At 44.2% G+C, this 14921-nt stretch carries 17 protein-coding genes; 1 reads left to right on the top strand and 16 read right to left on the bottom strand.

The window, feature by feature from the left end; all coding sequences use genetic code 11:
- Positions 1 to 138: 138 nt before the first annotated feature.
- The 9 genes from VB077_RS11480 to VB077_RS11440 all read right to left on the bottom strand — a co-directional run bounded on the left by VB077_RS11480 (position 139) and on the right by VB077_RS11440 (position 5267).
- Positions 139 to 630, bottom strand: coding sequence for a cytochrome C (locus VB077_RS11480; protein ID WP_323415383.1), 492 nt, complete (start codon positions 628 to 630; stop codon positions 139 to 141).
- Positions 631 to 650: 20 nt separating this feature from the next.
- Positions 651 to 1052, bottom strand: coding sequence for a cytochrome b subunit of the bc complex (locus VB077_RS11475; protein WP_323415382.1), 402 nt, complete (start codon positions 1050 to 1052; stop codon positions 651 to 653).
- Between the two features lie 17 nt (positions 1053 to 1069).
- Positions 1070 to 1672: a cytochrome b N-terminal domain-containing protein gene (locus VB077_RS11470; protein WP_416337055.1), complete on the bottom strand. Its 603-nt coding sequence runs from the start codon at positions 1670 to 1672 to the stop codon at positions 1070 to 1072.
- 54 nt (positions 1673 to 1726) lie between these two features.
- Complete coding sequence (locus tag VB077_RS11465) at positions 1727 to 2188, bottom strand: ubiquinol-cytochrome c reductase iron-sulfur subunit (protein WP_323415380.1); 462 nt, start codon at positions 2186 to 2188, stop codon at positions 1727 to 1729.
- The gene (locus VB077_RS11460) at positions 2160 to 2408 is read right to left on the bottom strand and encodes a hypothetical protein (RefSeq protein WP_323415379.1); all 249 of its coding nucleotides are present in this window, start codon (positions 2406 to 2408) and stop codon (positions 2160 to 2162) included. Before VB077_RS11460 ends, VB077_RS11465 begins: the two co-directional genes overlap by 29 nt.
- A gap of 22 nt (positions 2409 to 2430) precedes the next feature.
- The gene (locus VB077_RS11455; RefSeq protein ID WP_323415378.1) at positions 2431 to 2739 is read right to left on the bottom strand and encodes a hypothetical protein; all 309 of its coding nucleotides are present in this window, start codon (positions 2737 to 2739) and stop codon (positions 2431 to 2433) included.
- Positions 2740 to 2936: 197 nt separating this feature from the next.
- Positions 2937 to 3356 (bottom strand): DUF4418 family protein, encoded by a 420-nt coding sequence (locus tag VB077_RS11450; RefSeq protein ID WP_323415377.1) that lies wholly within the window; start codon positions 3354 to 3356, stop codon positions 2937 to 2939.
- Entirely contained in the window at positions 3349 to 4053 is a 705-nt protein-coding gene (locus VB077_RS11445) for an ABC transporter ATP-binding protein (protein ID WP_323415376.1), read from the bottom strand. The genes VB077_RS11450 and VB077_RS11445 overlap by 8 nt, the downstream gene beginning before the upstream one ends.
- A gap of 11 nt (positions 4054 to 4064) precedes the next feature.
- Positions 4065 to 5267 carry an ABC transporter permease gene (locus VB077_RS11440; protein WP_323415375.1) on the bottom strand — a complete coding sequence of 401 codons (1203 nt, stop codon included), beginning with the start codon at positions 5265 to 5267 and terminating at the stop codon, positions 4065 to 4067.
- 306 nt (positions 5268 to 5573) lie between these two features.
- Between VB077_RS11440 and VB077_RS11435 the strand changes: the two genes are divergently transcribed.
- Complete coding sequence (locus VB077_RS11435) at positions 5574 to 6140, top strand: hypothetical protein (protein WP_323415374.1); 567 nt, start codon at positions 5574 to 5576, stop codon at positions 6138 to 6140.
- Here VB077_RS11435 and VB077_RS11430 read toward each other — a convergent pair.
- The 7 genes from VB077_RS11430 to VB077_RS11400 all read right to left on the bottom strand — a co-directional run bounded on the left by VB077_RS11430 (position 6124) and on the right by VB077_RS11400 (position 14854).
- Complete coding sequence (locus VB077_RS11430) at positions 6124 to 7521, bottom strand: sigma-54 dependent transcriptional regulator (protein ID WP_323415373.1); 1398 nt, start codon at positions 7519 to 7521, stop codon at positions 6124 to 6126. The genes VB077_RS11435 and VB077_RS11430 overlap by 17 nt on opposite strands.
- Positions 7490 to 8827 (bottom strand): ATP-binding protein, encoded by a 1338-nt coding sequence (locus VB077_RS11425; protein WP_323415372.1) that lies wholly within the window; start codon positions 8825 to 8827, stop codon positions 7490 to 7492. Before VB077_RS11425 ends, VB077_RS11430 begins: the two co-directional genes overlap by 32 nt.
- Positions 8827 to 10461: an ASKHA domain-containing protein gene (locus VB077_RS11420; RefSeq protein ID WP_323415371.1), complete on the bottom strand. Its 1635-nt coding sequence runs from the start codon at positions 10459 to 10461 to the stop codon at positions 8827 to 8829. The genes VB077_RS11425 and VB077_RS11420 overlap by 1 nt, the downstream gene beginning before the upstream one ends.
- 1 nt (position 10462) lies before the next feature.
- Complete coding sequence (locus VB077_RS11415; RefSeq protein WP_323415370.1) at positions 10463 to 11470, bottom strand: uroporphyrinogen decarboxylase family protein; 1008 nt, start codon at positions 11468 to 11470, stop codon at positions 10463 to 10465.
- The gene (locus VB077_RS11410) at positions 11467 to 12105 is read right to left on the bottom strand and encodes a cobalamin B12-binding domain-containing protein (RefSeq protein ID WP_323415369.1); all 639 of its coding nucleotides are present in this window, start codon (positions 12103 to 12105) and stop codon (positions 11467 to 11469) included. The genes VB077_RS11415 and VB077_RS11410 overlap by 4 nt, the downstream gene beginning before the upstream one ends.
- Positions 12106 to 12253: 148 nt before the next feature.
- Positions 12254 to 13483, bottom strand: coding sequence for an NAD(P)-dependent malic enzyme (locus VB077_RS11405; protein ID WP_323415368.1), 1230 nt, complete (start codon positions 13481 to 13483; stop codon positions 12254 to 12256).
- A gap of 39 nt (positions 13484 to 13522) precedes the next feature.
- Positions 13523 to 14854 carry a 2-hydroxycarboxylate transporter family protein gene (locus tag VB077_RS11400; RefSeq protein ID WP_323415367.1) on the bottom strand — a complete coding sequence of 444 codons (1332 nt, stop codon included), beginning with the start codon at positions 14852 to 14854 and terminating at the stop codon, positions 13523 to 13525.
- Positions 14855 to 14921 lie beyond the last annotated feature (67 nt).

Here is a 14921-nt window from a genome sequence, read left to right as displayed (position 1 = left end):
TTCAAAAAGGAGTGCGGTTAGGCCTTTTTGGCATGCCCATTTTATGAGTGGGGTTCTTCATCTCCTTTTGCTCATCGTAATTCCCAGGGACTTTATCCCATCTTGGAGATTTCCTCCCTTTTTATTCCGAGAGGCTATTTAATTATTAGGTTCGGAGGAGTTCTCTTGCACTTCGATCCCCGCGGCCTTTGATAATAATCTGAGAATCTCCTTTCGATCCTCAGTCGTTGTCAATTTGGGGAGTAAATCGCCCATTGTTCCTTCCGGTGTCTCTAAAAATTTCTCTAAGCTCTTGCCAAACCTCTGGGGTGCATCCTTATAAGCAATATCCAAATCCGGTCCGGTCGTTCCGCCTTTGACTTTGTAAAATGAAACGGAATGACACTGGATACATCCTTTTTGCTTAAAAATATCGCCTTCCTGGGGTTGGTTGTTTGCCGTACCCGTCTGGACTTGTGTTTGCTGAGCTTGAGGTTGAAGGCCTGTATTGTAGACAGTTTCCGCAGTTTTTTCAACAACTGCGGGATTGCTGGGCGTTACCAAAATTTGATAAGTAAAACCCGTTAGAACACCTGCTCCAACACAGAGAAAGAAAAGTGACAATGCACCTTTTCCAATCTTCTTGAGCACATTTGCACCTCCTTTAAGTATTAAGCTTTGAATCCTATTATGGTTAATACAACAAGTATCACTAAGGACAAAGCTGTGGAAGTTAGGATCTTCGATCTGGCTTTAAGCGCATTGGATTTGCTTCGATCGATCCAAGGAAAGAGTAAAAGTACAACCACAAAAAGCCCCGCCAAAAATATGCCGACAAGCTCAGGTACAATTTTCAAAAGACCAAACAGCCAAAGGAAATACCATTCCGGAAGAATACGGGAAGGCGTCATAATCGTATTCGCCGGTGCCCCTAACTCCTTAGGCCAAATCCCAGCTGCCAGCAAAACAATTCCCAAGACAGCAAAAGCTACTACAACTTCAGTCAAGAGATGCCCTGGGAAAAAAGGTATATCTTCCGACTCAACAACACGCTTATTTTCTTGGCTTTCCACTTTACCTTTACCTCCTCTTACAGCCCACGGGAAATTCCTTGTTTACGTATCATCAGAAAATGAATAACCATAAACGCAATAATAAAAATGGGTAGAACAACAATATGAAGGGCATAAAAACGGGTTAAAGTATAGCCTGTAACTTTCGTTCCTGCCTGGATTAAAAGCATTAATTTATCCCCTATGAACGGAAGGGAACCCACCATCTTCGTGGCAACAACTGCCCCCCAGTAACCGACTTGATCCCAGGGCAACAGATAACCGGTAAAGGCAAAGGCCAGAACAAAAATGAGTAAAGATACCCCAATAATCCAGTTCAGTTGGCGGGGCGGTTTATAAGATCCGGTAAAAATTACCCTTAACATGTGCAGAACAACCGTAATAATCATTAAGTTAGCACTAACATTATGAATCGACCGGATCGCCGCACCCATCCATACGTCCTGTTCGATAAAAAGAACGCTTTTATAGGCTAATTCCGGAGTTGGTTTGTAATAAACGGCCAGTAGAATCCCGGTAATCACTTGAATCAAAAAGAGGAGAAAAGTGACTCCTCCGAAACAATAAATATAGTTTCGAGCATGTTTAGGAACAGGATGACTACCGAGTTCTTGGAATATGGTTTTTAGACTTTTTTCTTCATTTTGTGTTTCCCTATTTTCAATAGCCACTTCCTAAACCTCCTTGTATTGAACCATCACAACCCCTTCTTCGACCCAAGCGGTTAAACGCTGTAAGGGCTTTGGCGGGGGACCTTTGATCACATCTCCATCTGCATTATAAACACCACCGTGACAAGGACATTCAAATTGTGCCGTATCCGCATTCCAGGCGACAATACAGCCAAGATGGCTGCAGACCCGGGAAAAGGCCAGAAGTGCACCGTCTTTGCTAAATAACATCGCCGGTGATCCATCATAGACAAATTCTAAAGGAGCATCCGTTATATCCATTTCTTTGGCAACCGCCATTTTCGGTGGGAGTGGCTTTAACGACTCAGGGGGGTTAAGCGTTCCCCCAAGTAAAGATAGAGAACCGACGCCACCTAAAACGACGGGTAAGCTCGCGGTCAGTGTCAAGAATTTGCGTCGATTCATCTTCGGACCTTTATTCTGATTCTGGTTCTGGTTCTCCATGGTTTGCCACCACCTCCTTTTTTTCGAGGATCAGCGCTTTCCATACATGGACGGAAATTGCGCAACTTATTGAAATAAGCCCGATAAAAATGCTGACCCACAGTGAATTACCCGCAACATAACTTTTCCCCAATGATATTAAAAACATCAAAGAAGCCCAAGCATTCAAGGCAACAATCAAAATCCCTTGAGAAAAGGGGTCTTTTAAAAGAGAACTCATGACTAGCCTCCTCTCTCATATCCTACTTCCGGGGGTAAGTTTCCTGAAGATAACCTTCAATTTCCTTAGCCTGGTCATCCGTAATAAAAGCACCAAAACCTTTCATTTGGTTAATTACTTCGCCCCAAGACGCCGTACCTGTATAATTTTTCGGTCGAGTCTCGTCATGACAAGTTGTACAAACGGACTGGAAGGTTAGGTACCCGGCTCCGCCATTATCTTTTTTAGGAATAGGCTGAGCATATGAATTGATGACCGAGAATCCTATTGACAAACCAACCAAAACCATAGTTAACCCTATGGCAATACTTTTCGAAAAATCTTTCGACAAATATATCACCTCCTTCGGGGCAACACTGTAAGCAGGAATTCGCGTTATCCGCCAAGATACAACAATGCCTTCTCAGGGAATGAAAAACCGAACTATAGAAAAACCGAACTATAAAACACTGGATGAGCCGCACTGCAGGTTAAAATCCCAAAAGGCTAAAGATGCAAACACAAAAGTCACAGTTTTGTGCATTCACTCTATTGGGGATCTTTTTTAAGTCCCATAAAGAGTCCCAAGGCTATTAACAATGCCCCCAAAACATATAAGAACTTAGCTGTGGTATGACATGCCATAGTCGCTGTCATACAAATCCCAATTCCGAATGGGGTCGGCATGAGAATAACGATGACACCCAAAACGGCCTGTACTAACCCTAAATATCGACGTGCTCCGCCCTTACTCAATAAAAGCAGCAAAGACACCGCTAAAACCAATATACCTAAATAAACTTCCGCTTGCCCTGTATAATGGCACTTCATGTGGCTCATATTCCCATTTTGCATTTCTACTAACTTTTGGCATACAGGAGATAATTGAAATGGTATTAAGCTAATCAAGAGTCCCAGAAGTAAACCACCTATACCGCCGATCTTATTGAGCTTATTGAACTTATTCATTTTGATTCCACCTTTCACCCCTGACATGCAGACATCCGTTGTCTAGGTTGTAAACTTGGCGCGTTAAACCTGCCAAACACAAATCATGGGTTGCAATAACCACTGTCTTTCCTTGCGCAGCTAGGGACATCAGCCATTGACTGATTATCGCCTGGTTTGTCTCATCAAGTTCGGCCGTGGGTTCATCCGCCAGAATTAATTCCGGATCACGAACCAGTGCCCGAACTATAGCGGCTCGCCGTCTCTGCCCCCCGCTTAGCTGATGAGGCAGGAAATTGGCCCGTTCCATCAGCCCCGAGGCTTCCAGCAACCCCTTAACTTTTTGATCCGCCTCCTTTCGATTAAAGTCCTTGGCCTCTCCTATCCAGAAAGGGAGCATCATATTTTCCCAAACCGTCAACCTGGGTTGGAGTACATTTTGCTGCAAAACAAAACCAATCTTTTGCAAACGTAATTGGGCCAATTCCCTATCTTCTAAACCCGATACTTCAACGTGATCAATCATCACCCCCCCTCGTGAGGGTTTGAGCATACATCCTAGAATAAAAAGCAGCGTACTTTTGCCGCTTCCGGACGGCCCTAGAATTGTGACTAAATCTCCGGAATTAACCTCGAGATTGATCTCTTTTAAAGGGGAGACTTTCTCGCCGAATGTATTGGTATAATCATGACCGACCTTTTCTAATGTCACTTGCACTCTGCTTCCTCCTATCTCATTTGACCTTCGGCTAAGGCAAGAATCGGGTCCATATGCGCGGAGCGTCTGGCCGGCCAAAGTGCCGCAAGGAAGCTAAGCGCTATCGTTGCCAGGACAATACCCAGAATGGCCAAGATAACCTGGGGCCAACTTGGCAGTAGAAAAGGAAATGAGCTATAAGCCTCAAGCATTTTTTTGAAATAGAATAAAAGACCTAACCCCAGGAACGAACCGGCGACTGATGCCACAAGCACGCTAAATAAAGCTTCTGTTAAAACAACAATAAAGATTTGTCTTCGTTCAGCCCCCAAAATTCTCAGCAGACCCACTTCTTCACGTTTCTCCAAAACCAAGGAGGAATAACGCGTACAGAGTGAGGCAACCGTTATTGCACAAATGATTAAAATCAAAGTCCAAATCACCGAGCGAAAAGCTGCTAATTGCTCCTTGAGGTCCTGCATCACCTTCCCGGCGGTCACGGTTTTAACTCCGGGAATCCTTGATATTTGCTGGACCACCTCTTCCGGTGAAACCTCCGGGTTTGTTCGAATAAGTACCGATGAAATAAGGTGTTGAGGGTCTCCGGCATTTTTCCAGTTCTCTTGTAAATAAGGACTTTGCGCAGCCACGGAACGAGCCGTATCAATCGGGGCAAAAATTGTTTTATCAATACTTCCGCCCATCGTTTTCAAATAGCCGGCAACATCAAAAGGATGACCTAAAATGGCGACTCGATCCCCTAAGAAAGCCGGAATATCCCCTCCGACAATAACCTCCCCGGGATTAAGGTCGCGGCCGACTCCTTGAGCCAGGAGATTGTTTACCAAAAAATCGCTCTGCGGATCGTAACCCACGAACCGATATTCTTTAGGTAAACTACAACAACTTTGATTCAAAGTTTGGGTAAAAAACTGGGGCGTTGCAGCCTCAACCCCGCTGATTTGCCTAACCTTATTGAGAACCTGAACATCCATATAGATGTTTGCCGGGATACCTGTAAACAAAATATCCTCTGGGGTATATTCAGCCTGAACCGGTAAAACCAGCACATCTGCTCCCCATTGATCAAGAACCCCTTGCGCGCCGTTTTCGATGCTCCATAGGGTCAGCACGCTTCCCACCAAAGCAGCTATACAAGCGGCAACGATAAAAAACGTCAAACCGGACTGCAATGGACGGCGGATAAGATTTTTCCATACAAGCTTAAATAGCATTTCTTCCTCCTTCTTGAAAACGAGTAAAGAATTCAAATCATGAGTGAATTTCTGGTTATGTACAAAATATTGCAAGATTCATACCATTTTTCTTTTTGCTTTCAAAAGCCTTGAAAAGGCTATTAAGGAGGGCTATTAATAAAAAAAGCCACGGTTTATGGGACATATCTGTCCCATAAACCGTGGCTTTGCTGCCACCTTTTATAAAAAAATAGATAAGTGGCGCTCCTATATCGTTATAAAAACCTTGGTATTAAAATTGCATATTTGTTTCGGTAGTATTAAAAACTGGAGGTTTATCGTGTAATGAAAAAAAACAAATTTGCCCCTTTGATCCTTATCGCCATGATTTCCACGCTGCCACTCACATTAACCGGGTGCGCAAATCAATCCCCTGCCAATGTCGCACAAACAGCGACCGCAGCCAAGGGAGAACTTCCGAATTATAGTGAAACCTATTCCCTTAACCAAATTGTTAATATGAATCAAATCAAAATACGACTTGACTCCGTTTCTCTTGTCAGAAATTCAACTGATACACAGGATGAACTCAAGGGACATATAGCCATAGGGATCGAAATTGGCAATATGTCTTCCGAAAATGTCCGGTTCTATCCCGAACAATTTGTAGTTACCGCAGATACCGGGGAACAGATTTTGGTGGATACCTCATATACCGGTGAATCTACCAACCTCGTCGGCGGCCTGCTCCCTCCTCAAAGAGTCCTGCAGGGATATGTCATGTTTCCATTAGAAACCACTAAGCCCGATGATCTCAAAGAAATCAAGTTAAAAATCGCGGCTCCCCAAGATGAAAAAGGCCAGCCCCTCTGTGATGACCAAGAGCTGGTGATCCCTATTCAACAAGCTTAGACATATGATGTTTTTTCAATATGCGATAAATTGTCTTGCGATCGATCCCTGCCCATTCTGCCGCCCGCGTCATATTTCCCTCAAAACGAGTCAATAATTCGCCAAAATACTCCATTTCAAATTGATCCTGCCAAAGTTTTTTGGCTTCGTGAAAAGGTAAATCTTTCGGGATCCCTTGATGGACATCTGCACTCACTTTATTATCATTCAATACGCGCTGGGGAAAATCTTGCGGGCCAATCATGTCGCCCTCGACAAGGGAAACGGCTCTTTCAATGACATTGCGCAGCTCGCGAATATTACCGGGCCAAGCATATTTTTGGAGCAGCCCCAGCGCTTGGCTGGTACAACCTTTAATCGGTTTTCCCGTTTTGCTGGCAAACTTCTGGCAAAAATGACTGACTAAGAGCGGAATATCTTCTTTCCTTTCCCTTAAAGGGGGCAACTTTAAAATAACAACATTTAACCGATAATAAAGATCTTCTCTAAATTCCTTATTCAAAACCATTTGCTCTAAATCCCGATTCGTCGCCGCAATAATCCTGACATCAACCTGAATAAGTCGGTTCCCACCAACCCTGCGAAACGTTTGTTCTTCTAAAGCTCGCAGCAGCTTCGCCTGCAATACTAAACTCATTTCCCCAATTTCATCAAGGAATAAAGTTCCATTGCTGGCCAGTTCGATTAAGCCTTCCTTTGTCCGATTCGCTCCGGTAAAGGCTCCTTTTTCATAACCAAAAAGCTCGCTCTCCAGCAAATTTTCCGGTAAAGATGCACAATCGACAGGAATAAACGGACCGGTTGAGCGCTGGCTGTTCTTATGAATGGTATTGGCAATCACCTCTTTGCCTGTACCGCTTTCTCCCAAAATGAGTGTTGTAACGTCGGTTTTCGCAATCTTGCCAATTTGTTTAAAGACTTCCTGCAGGCCGCCGTTGGCTCCGATGATATTATCATCGGCAATAACTTCTTGCAATTGATTGCGAAGCAATTGGTTTTCTTCTCTTAAGGCAAGTTGGTTGATTGCCTTTTTAATCGTTATTTGCAATTGGTCAAGTTTAAAGGGTTTGGGCAAATAATCAAAAGCACCGTTTTTCATGGCTTGAATAGCCGAATCGACCGAGGCATAGCCTGTTATAACTAAGACGAGAGTTCGCGGCAGGCAAGATTTGGCCTTCTCTTGAATCTGGAAACCATCTATACCCGGCATTTGCAAATCGGTAATAATAAGATCCGGATCAAGATCGGCCATTTTTTCATACGCTTCTTCACTATTGGCATAAGTAATACAGCCATAACCCATCCGTTTAATAATACGGGAACACGTGTCTAACATATCCTGTTCATCATCAATGACAAGGATTTTTCGTTCCTTGGGCATTATCGCTTACCTCCTTTCCATCCCTGAGCACCGGCAATAAAATACTAAAACAGCTTCCCTTTCCGGGCTCACTTTCAACTTTGATTCGCCCGCCAAAATTCTCAATAAGTCTATAGCTAATGGAAAGGCCAAGCCCTGTTCCGTAATTTTTCCCCTTCGTGGTAAAAAAAGGGTCAAAAATATGGTTCTTAGCCTCTTGAGAGATCCCGATTCCATCATCAATGACATCTAACTGAATCCATTGGTTTTGGGCATCGTATCGGCTCTCTACCCGGATTTCCCCGCCCTGTGGCATAGCATCCTTAGCATTATTTAAAAGGTTAACAAGCACCTGTTCAATCTGCTGTTCGTTCCCCGACACCTTAGGTACCGGTTGAAGATTCACCTGAAACCTAATCTTTTTGCGTTGAAACTGGCTTTGCAGCCAATCCGTTATCTCCAGCACAATGGAATTTAAGTCGATCGCCTCAAGCCCCGCCGTCGATTGACGCGAAAACGAGAGCAATCCTCTTGTTATGTTTGTAATCCGCTCCGTATGTTTTTTAATAACCTTAATGTCTTCGATAACCGTTCCGGGTAATCCTTGATCTTCAGCATCCAAAAGGATCAATTCCAGCCTAGAAAGAATCACACCGATTGGGTTATTGATTTCATGAGCTAAATTTGCCGATAGTTGACCCGCCGCAGCTAAGCGTTCAGAGATGATCAGCTGTTCCCGGGTCTTTTTTAATTGGTCAATCGAGTTCTGTAACTCCTTATTAAGATCATTGATGGACGTATTGGCCTTTTCGAGGTTGTCCCTTTCTTGCTCAAGACGTTGGATAAGCCGTGATCTTTGAATCGCTGCCGCAATAAGATTGACTATCGCTAAGAGCAATTCCATAGAATCCCGATCAAATTTATCATCTTGCTTGCTTTTTATCGTAACGACACCAAACTTTTCAATTCCGGAAATTATGGGTACACAAATATGAAGCCGAAATTTTCGAATACACGTTTCTGACTGACAGCAAAGATTCTCCCCTTGCTCGGTTATTAAGGGAAGTTGGTCCTCCATCGCCCTGCAAGAATGACCTTCTAATAAATTACAACACGGTTCTTGATGATTTTCATGGTTAAGATGCAGCTCACATTCGAACGGCGAAAAGATTTGATTCATTTCCTTAATAATTGCCTGTAGCAAATTATCGAGTTTCATCGGCAAAAAACCGGTTAGATTGTTAATCTTAACTAAGACCGCCATTTGCTTTTGTAAGCGCGAAGCATTATCTTCCGTCTCTTTTGCTACAGCGTTTTCCACTGACATTACCCTCCCCTAAACAACTCCTCGTCCTCATGGGGTAAAAACATGGCCTTTATAAACTCCTCATTAAAACGCGGATGGTCAGCTAAATTGATATGTTTGATTTTCTGCAACAGACCGGCTAGGTCCTGTTGAACCTCATCATATAACAAGGCTAGACGAGCCCCGTCAGCAGCGGCGTTGCCTACTAATTGAAATCGTTCCTGTGAATTTAACCGGGGAAGAAGCCCAATCGTAATAGCATCTTCAATCCCTAAATGAAATCCAAACGCCCCTGCAATATAAACACGCTTAATTTCGCCAAATGTTATTCCCAGTTCCGCAGACAAAATAATTATTGCCGCAAAAACTGCGGCTTTGGCCTTTTGAATTTCTTCGACATCCTGATTGGTCAAGCCGAGGGGGGACTCCCCTTCAACAACGAGATAAGCCTCCCGACCATTGATTAAACCGTTCGCCTGCTTGATTCGTCCCCGTTCATTGACAATTCCTGCTTTGAGCATTTCCGCCAATAAACTGATGGACCCGCTCCCGCAGATTCCCAAGGGATATAAATGATCAATCGTATCAACCGTCGCTCGGCCCTTCTCAATCTTTACGGCATCGATCGCACCCGGTTGAGCACGCATGCCGCAGCTCAAGGCTCCCCCTTCAAAGGCCGGACCGGCACAGGTGCTGGCCACCAGAATCTTTTGTCCGTTTCCTACAGCTACTTCGTTATTGGTGCCTAGATCTAAATATACAAAAGGAGCATCCAGCAAATCTATGCCGACGGCCTGCATACCTGCCAATAGATCGCTGCCGACAAAACCTCCCACGAGAGGAAGCATTTCGAGATGGACATCCTGAGGTATCAATAATTCGCTGCGTCCGATTTGTGCCGCCTTTAGTTCAAGGTCTTCCGTCATTAAAGGTTTATAGGGATAATTACGAAATGTCTCTAAATCGAGACCTAAAAAGCTATGGTGTATAAAACTATTGCCGACAACCGTTATTTTTTTTATTTCTTTTTTTTGACTTTGAACTTCATGGCTAAAGGCTTCGATAATTTGATTCACACCATTGAGTAAAACCCGGCGCAAATCTTGATAATAGCGCCGGTCTTGAGCAGCATAGCTCAAACGCGTAACGATATCAGCTCCGTAAAAAACTTGAGGATTAAGTACCGAAACTGTAGCAAGAAGCTCCCCCGTTTGTAAATCGTGAAGGCAACCGGTTAGAGTCGTAGTCCCTAAATCCAAGGCAATCCCCAGTCCCGGTTCACCCTGTTGAACCCTCGGTCCCTGGCGATACCGCTGATCGTCAAGCGTATTGGCCATTTTTTTGACCAAAGGGGCCCAAGCTCTAAGGGTTTGCGGCGGCAGAGTGACCTCAATATCACTATAGACGCGGCTCAAACACCCTAAGCGATAACCTTTAGCAAGCATTTCCTTGCCTAACCTTAATTGTTCGTTGCGGGTGACGGGACTCAACCCTTCTTGAGAATGACAGATGATTAAACACTTACCACAGGCACCGTTTCCGATACAAAGTGTATTAAGAGGTATCCCTGCCTTTCGTGCCGCTTCGACGACAGTTGTTCCTTCCTCAACCTTGATCTTGCAATTCAGCGGCTGAAAGCACACAGATAGCGACATGCTATTCCCTCCCGGCATACTTAAAGAAAAGCTTTACATTTTCCTTGCCGGCATCAAGGGGAATTTCACATCCGGTTCCTAAAATATATCCCCTCGGTCGACTTTGATTAATCATCTTCTGCAAAGCCCCGACAAATTCCTCCTGAGTTGCCTGACGAAAAAGCAAGGGATTGGCATTGCCGACAATGACCTTCTCCGCAAGAATTTCTGATGCGGATTGAAGATTAACCGGCGAATCCACAGTGACCAGCTGAACATCCATTTCTGCTATTAACGGCAAAACCGCAGATGTATTTCCCGTAATCTGCAACCAGAGAAGTGCTCTCTTTTTATCCTGAATTCTTTGAATCAATGACTTAAGCAGGGGCGCAATTAAACTCATAAATATAGGATTAGATACAACCTCAGGTGAAGCTGAAGGATCATGAAGGATAACCCCATCCACACCTATGCTCAATAAAGATTCGACATAATGCTCCGTAACTTGAGAGGTAAACTTCAACAGCTCTAATAAGCCATCCGGATCGTCGGCGATTAAATAAAGCAGATTCTCGATTCCAAATATTTGGGTGGCAATCGTTACCGGGCCTAATACTTGCCCCGCTACGAAATGCTCCCCTTTATCCTGAGCCATGATCCGCTCGGCTGCCTGCAGCAAAAACGGCATTCGCCCCGCTGTCCATGGATCTGGAACCGATAATTGGTTAATCTCCCGCCAATCCTTAATCAAAGGTGAAGAAATCGTAGGATATTCAAAGTCGGAATAAATAACCTTCGAACCTAAAGCTTCGGCTTCGACACATGAATCCAGGAAAATACTAATAACATCTGCTTTGAATTCCTTGATCCCCGTTAAACATGTCTCGACCAGCGTATCTACATCATGTAAATACTTCATTAAAGAGATGCCTCTTGATACGGCGACAAAACCGCTGCATTCTAAAAACACAGGGATAGTGTCGGTCTCCGTAAAATTCAGGGCTGCTCGGACTCTTTCCAATGGTCTCATGCTTTCACCTCATTACGCTGTACATAATGCAATCCGTCAAAAACATTCTTGGCCACGTAATCGACATTTAATTCCTCAGCTGATAATTGTTGCAAAGTAGCGCCACCGGCGACCACCGGAATTCTCAAATTGCACCGTTGCAGACAAGCTTTAACCTCTTTTACATGCGGTACAACCACACTAATCAGCGAGGAAACAAATATATACTCTGCTTTCTCTTCTTTAGCCCTTTGGGCAAACTGTTCCGGCTCAACATCTTTTCCTAAATCGATCACCTTATACCCGGCACAGCGAAAAATAATCCGAACGACATGTTTTCCTAATTCATGAATATCTCCTTTGATCGTTCCCAGGATAATTGTACCTTTTTGCTCAAGCTTTGCGTTTCCGAGATGATTGGCCACAACTTTATCCATGACGTCCATCATCGCTCTTCCCGCTAACATAATCTCTAATAGATTAAATTCTTCGGAGGTGCATTTAACATCCAATGCTTTTAAAGCCGGTGATAATCCTTTCTCCACGATGTCATATACGTCAACTCCGGAAGCAAGTAAGCTTTCAGCATAAGTAACTGCGTCCTTATTCTTTCCCTTAATCACCGCCTGGACCAGCTCGTCTAAGCCATTTGCCATTAATTCACCTTCTTTAAAATCGTTCTAATATTCATTATCCACCAAGTAGTCAGAGATTACAAGAGTTACATTTCTTTTGCATAGTGCGCACGCAAAAGGGGCCGTTTTGCAACAACCCCTGATAAGGTATTTTCACGACAGTGTCTTATTATTTACCCTCATAAAACTTACGCAGATTTTCCGCAACGTCGTGCGGATCTACAGTTTGAGTGGCTACACCCGAATCCATGGCTGCTTGGGCAACAGCCGCCGCCACAGCCGGCCCCACTCTTAAATCAAAGGCTTTCGGCAGAACATAGTCTGGATTTAGCTCCTCTGCACTGACGATATTCGCAATGGCATAGGCCGCTGCTACTTTCATTTCTTCCGTGATGGCTTTCGCCCTTGTATCAATAGCCCCTCGGAAAATTCCCGGGAAAGCTAGGACATTATTGACCTGATTCGGATAATCGGATCGTCCCGTACCGACAACTACAGCCCCTGCCGCTTTAGCCGCCTCCGGCAAAATCTCGGGAACCGGATTGGCTTGAGCAAATATAATGGGATCCTTGGCCATCGATTGAACCATTTCCGGAGTGACCGCACCGGCAACCGATACACCCACAAAGACATCGGCTCCTTTTAAAGCATCGGCCAGTGTTCCTTGGAGAAACTCACGGTTCGTCTTCTTAGCAATCGCCTCTTTGTACTTATTCATCCCTTCAGAACGTCCTTCGTAGATCGTCCCTTTCGTATCGCACATGATCACATTCCGAAGACCTGCACTCATCAGGATCTTCACAATCGCCATCCCTGCTGCGCCTGCTCCGTTGACAACAATCTTGACTTCGTTCAGCTTTTTATTGACAACTTTTAAGGCATTGATAAGTCCTGCCATCGTGATCACAGCCGTTCCATGCTGATCATCATGGAATACCGGACCGTCGTAGATTTCTTTTAATTTTTCTTCAATATAGAAGCACTCCGGCGCTTTAATATCTTCTAAGTTAATTCCGCCAAAGGTAGGCTCAAGCAATTTTACGAGTTCAACGACCTTATCGCTGTCTTGGGTGTCAACACAGATCGGGAAAGCGTCGACCGCTCCGAACGTTTTGAAGAGAATTCCCTTCCCTTCCATAACCGGCATGGCTGCCCGAGCTCCAATATTGCCTAATCCCAAGACTGCCGAACCTGTTGAAACCACGGCAACAAGATTAGGGCGATTGGTATAGCGATTCACCAGACTCGGATCTTGAGCAATCTCTTTACACGGTTCAGCAACTCCCGGAGAATAAGCCAAGCTTAGGTCTTCTCCATTACGGACGGGAACTTTGCTGACGACCGCAATTTTCCCCTTATTATCTTCATGAAGTTTTAATGCATCTTCACGTTGCGACATACATGATCACCCCTATTTTATACTTATTTTTGCTAAAAGTTAGTTACCGAACATTCGCATTAAGATGGTAGCAATTACAATCATCGAAGCTCCGCCGATCCGGGTGGAGATTTGAGCAAACGGCATGAGTTCAATCCGATTCGCCGAAGAGAGAATGGCAACGTCCCCTGTTCCGCCTAAGCCGCTGTGACAGGCTGTAACGAGAGCCGATTCGATCGGGTACATTTTTAAGAGTTTACCTACGAAGAAACCGGAGCTGACCATCGCGAGAACCGTACAAATGACGATGACCAAATAAGCCGGGTTAATAAGCTTTACGACATCACTTAAAGGGGTATATAAAACACCAATACCAACCATAAGAGGGAACGTTAAGTTGTTAGATACAAATTTGTACCAATGGTAAGCCCCTTGCTCCATTTTAGGAGGCATAATTTTGAGAGCTTTAACAATCGCCGCCGCAAAAATCATCAAAATTGCACCTGGGATGGCAATGGCCATATTGGCTACACTTCCGAAGATATAGAAACTTACAGCCAGAAGAAGGCCGGCTCCCATGAGTGGGAATTCAATTGGTTTATCAATCGTAGTGCTCTCTTTGAGCAGCTCCTCATCCTTACCGCCTTTAACCAACATCCCATTTCCGGTAAGATGTTGTTTCTTTTCTCCTAATCGTTTTAAGAAACCGGCAGTAACAATTGCCACGACATTCCCAAGTACGGCTGCCGTAGTAAGCTGAGGAATCAGGGCCGATTGATCGACTTTAAGAATTTCCGAATAAGCCAATGAAAGTGGGAGAACACCTTCGCCAATCCCGCCACCGATAATTGGAACTACAATGTAAAAGAATGTGTGTTTTATACTGAACCCAAAGAGTGTTCCAACCAAGGAACCGACGACAATCGATGCGATCGTTCCCACGATTAAAGGAACAAACATCCGTAAAAAACCTTGGATCAAAACTTTCCGATTCATCCCGAGGATACTGCCAACGACCAAAGATGAGATATACAAGTAGAGGAAATTATCCGTTTTCATAATTGCGGTAATGGATTTCAACATAGCCGGATTTAATAAATTAAGAAAAACGAGAGTAGACGGAACAAAAATTGCGAGAATTGCCGGACCCCCGATGTTCTTTAAAATCGGAATTCTTGCCCCGACTTCACCAAGAAACATACCCAAAATCATAATCGTTGCGAATCCGCCGACCATATCTGCAGGAAGTTTGTCATAGAAAGAAGCGGTAAAAATCACGGCAGCTAAGATCGCATAAAGAGGTAAGGGAATGACTCCAATTTTAATGTTGCCAACCGTAGACCAAAAACCTGAAACATTGGGAGAGTTGTTGACGGTTTCTACTGTAGCCATATAGGCACCTCCTAAATCTGTCTTGTGCCTATATTACAATTTTTCAGAAACTTCTCATATATTATTA

Origin of the sequence: Desulfitobacterium sp., assembly GCF_034927245.1 — a bacterium.
Classification (GTDB): domain Bacteria; phylum Bacillota; class Desulfitobacteriia; order Desulfitobacteriales; family Desulfitobacteriaceae; genus Desulfitobacterium_A.
Note: the sequence above shows the minus strand (reverse complement) of the source record. Positions and strands in the feature narration are given on the sequence as shown.

Excerpts from the sequence above, each read along its gene's own strand:
- VB077_RS11465 (WP_323415380.1), bottom strand. The coding sequence starts at position 2,188 with ATGGAGAACCAGAACCAGAATCAGAATAAAGGTCCGAAGATGAATCGA.
- VB077_RS11460 (WP_323415379.1), bottom strand. The coding sequence starts at position 2,408 with ATGAGTTCTCTTTTAAAAGACCCCTTTTCTCAAGGGATTTTGATTGTT.
- VB077_RS11450 (WP_323415377.1), bottom strand. The coding sequence starts at position 3,356 with ATGAATAAGTTCAATAAGCTCAATAAGATCGGCGGTATAGGTGGTTTA.
- VB077_RS11440 (WP_323415375.1), bottom strand. The coding sequence starts at position 5,267 with ATGCTATTTAAGCTTGTATGGAAAAATCTTATCCGCCGTCCATTGCAG.
- VB077_RS11435 (WP_323415374.1), top strand. The coding sequence starts at position 5,574 with ATGAAAAAAAACAAATTTGCCCCTTTGATCCTTATCGCCATGATTTCC.
- VB077_RS11430 (WP_323415373.1), bottom strand. The coding sequence starts at position 7,521 with ATGCCCAAGGAACGAAAAATCCTTGTCATTGATGATGAACAGGATATG.
- VB077_RS11425 (WP_323415372.1), bottom strand. The coding sequence starts at position 8,827 with ATGTCAGTGGAAAACGCTGTAGCAAAAGAGACGGAAGATAATGCTTCG.
- VB077_RS11420 (WP_323415371.1), bottom strand. The coding sequence starts at position 10,461 with ATGTCGCTATCTGTGTGCTTTCAGCCGCTGAATTGCAAGATCAAGGTT.
- VB077_RS11415 (WP_323415370.1), bottom strand. The coding sequence starts at position 11,470 with ATGAGACCATTGGAAAGAGTCCGAGCAGCCCTGAATTTTACGGAGACC.
- VB077_RS11410 (WP_323415369.1), bottom strand. The coding sequence starts at position 12,105 with ATGGCAAATGGCTTAGACGAGCTGGTCCAGGCGGTGATTAAGGGAAAG.
- VB077_RS11405 (WP_323415368.1), bottom strand. The coding sequence starts at position 13,483 with ATGTCGCAACGTGAAGATGCATTAAAACTTCATGAAGATAATAAGGGG.
- VB077_RS11400 (WP_323415367.1), bottom strand. The coding sequence starts at position 14,854 with ATGGCTACAGTAGAAACCGTCAACAACTCTCCCAATGTTTCAGGTTTT.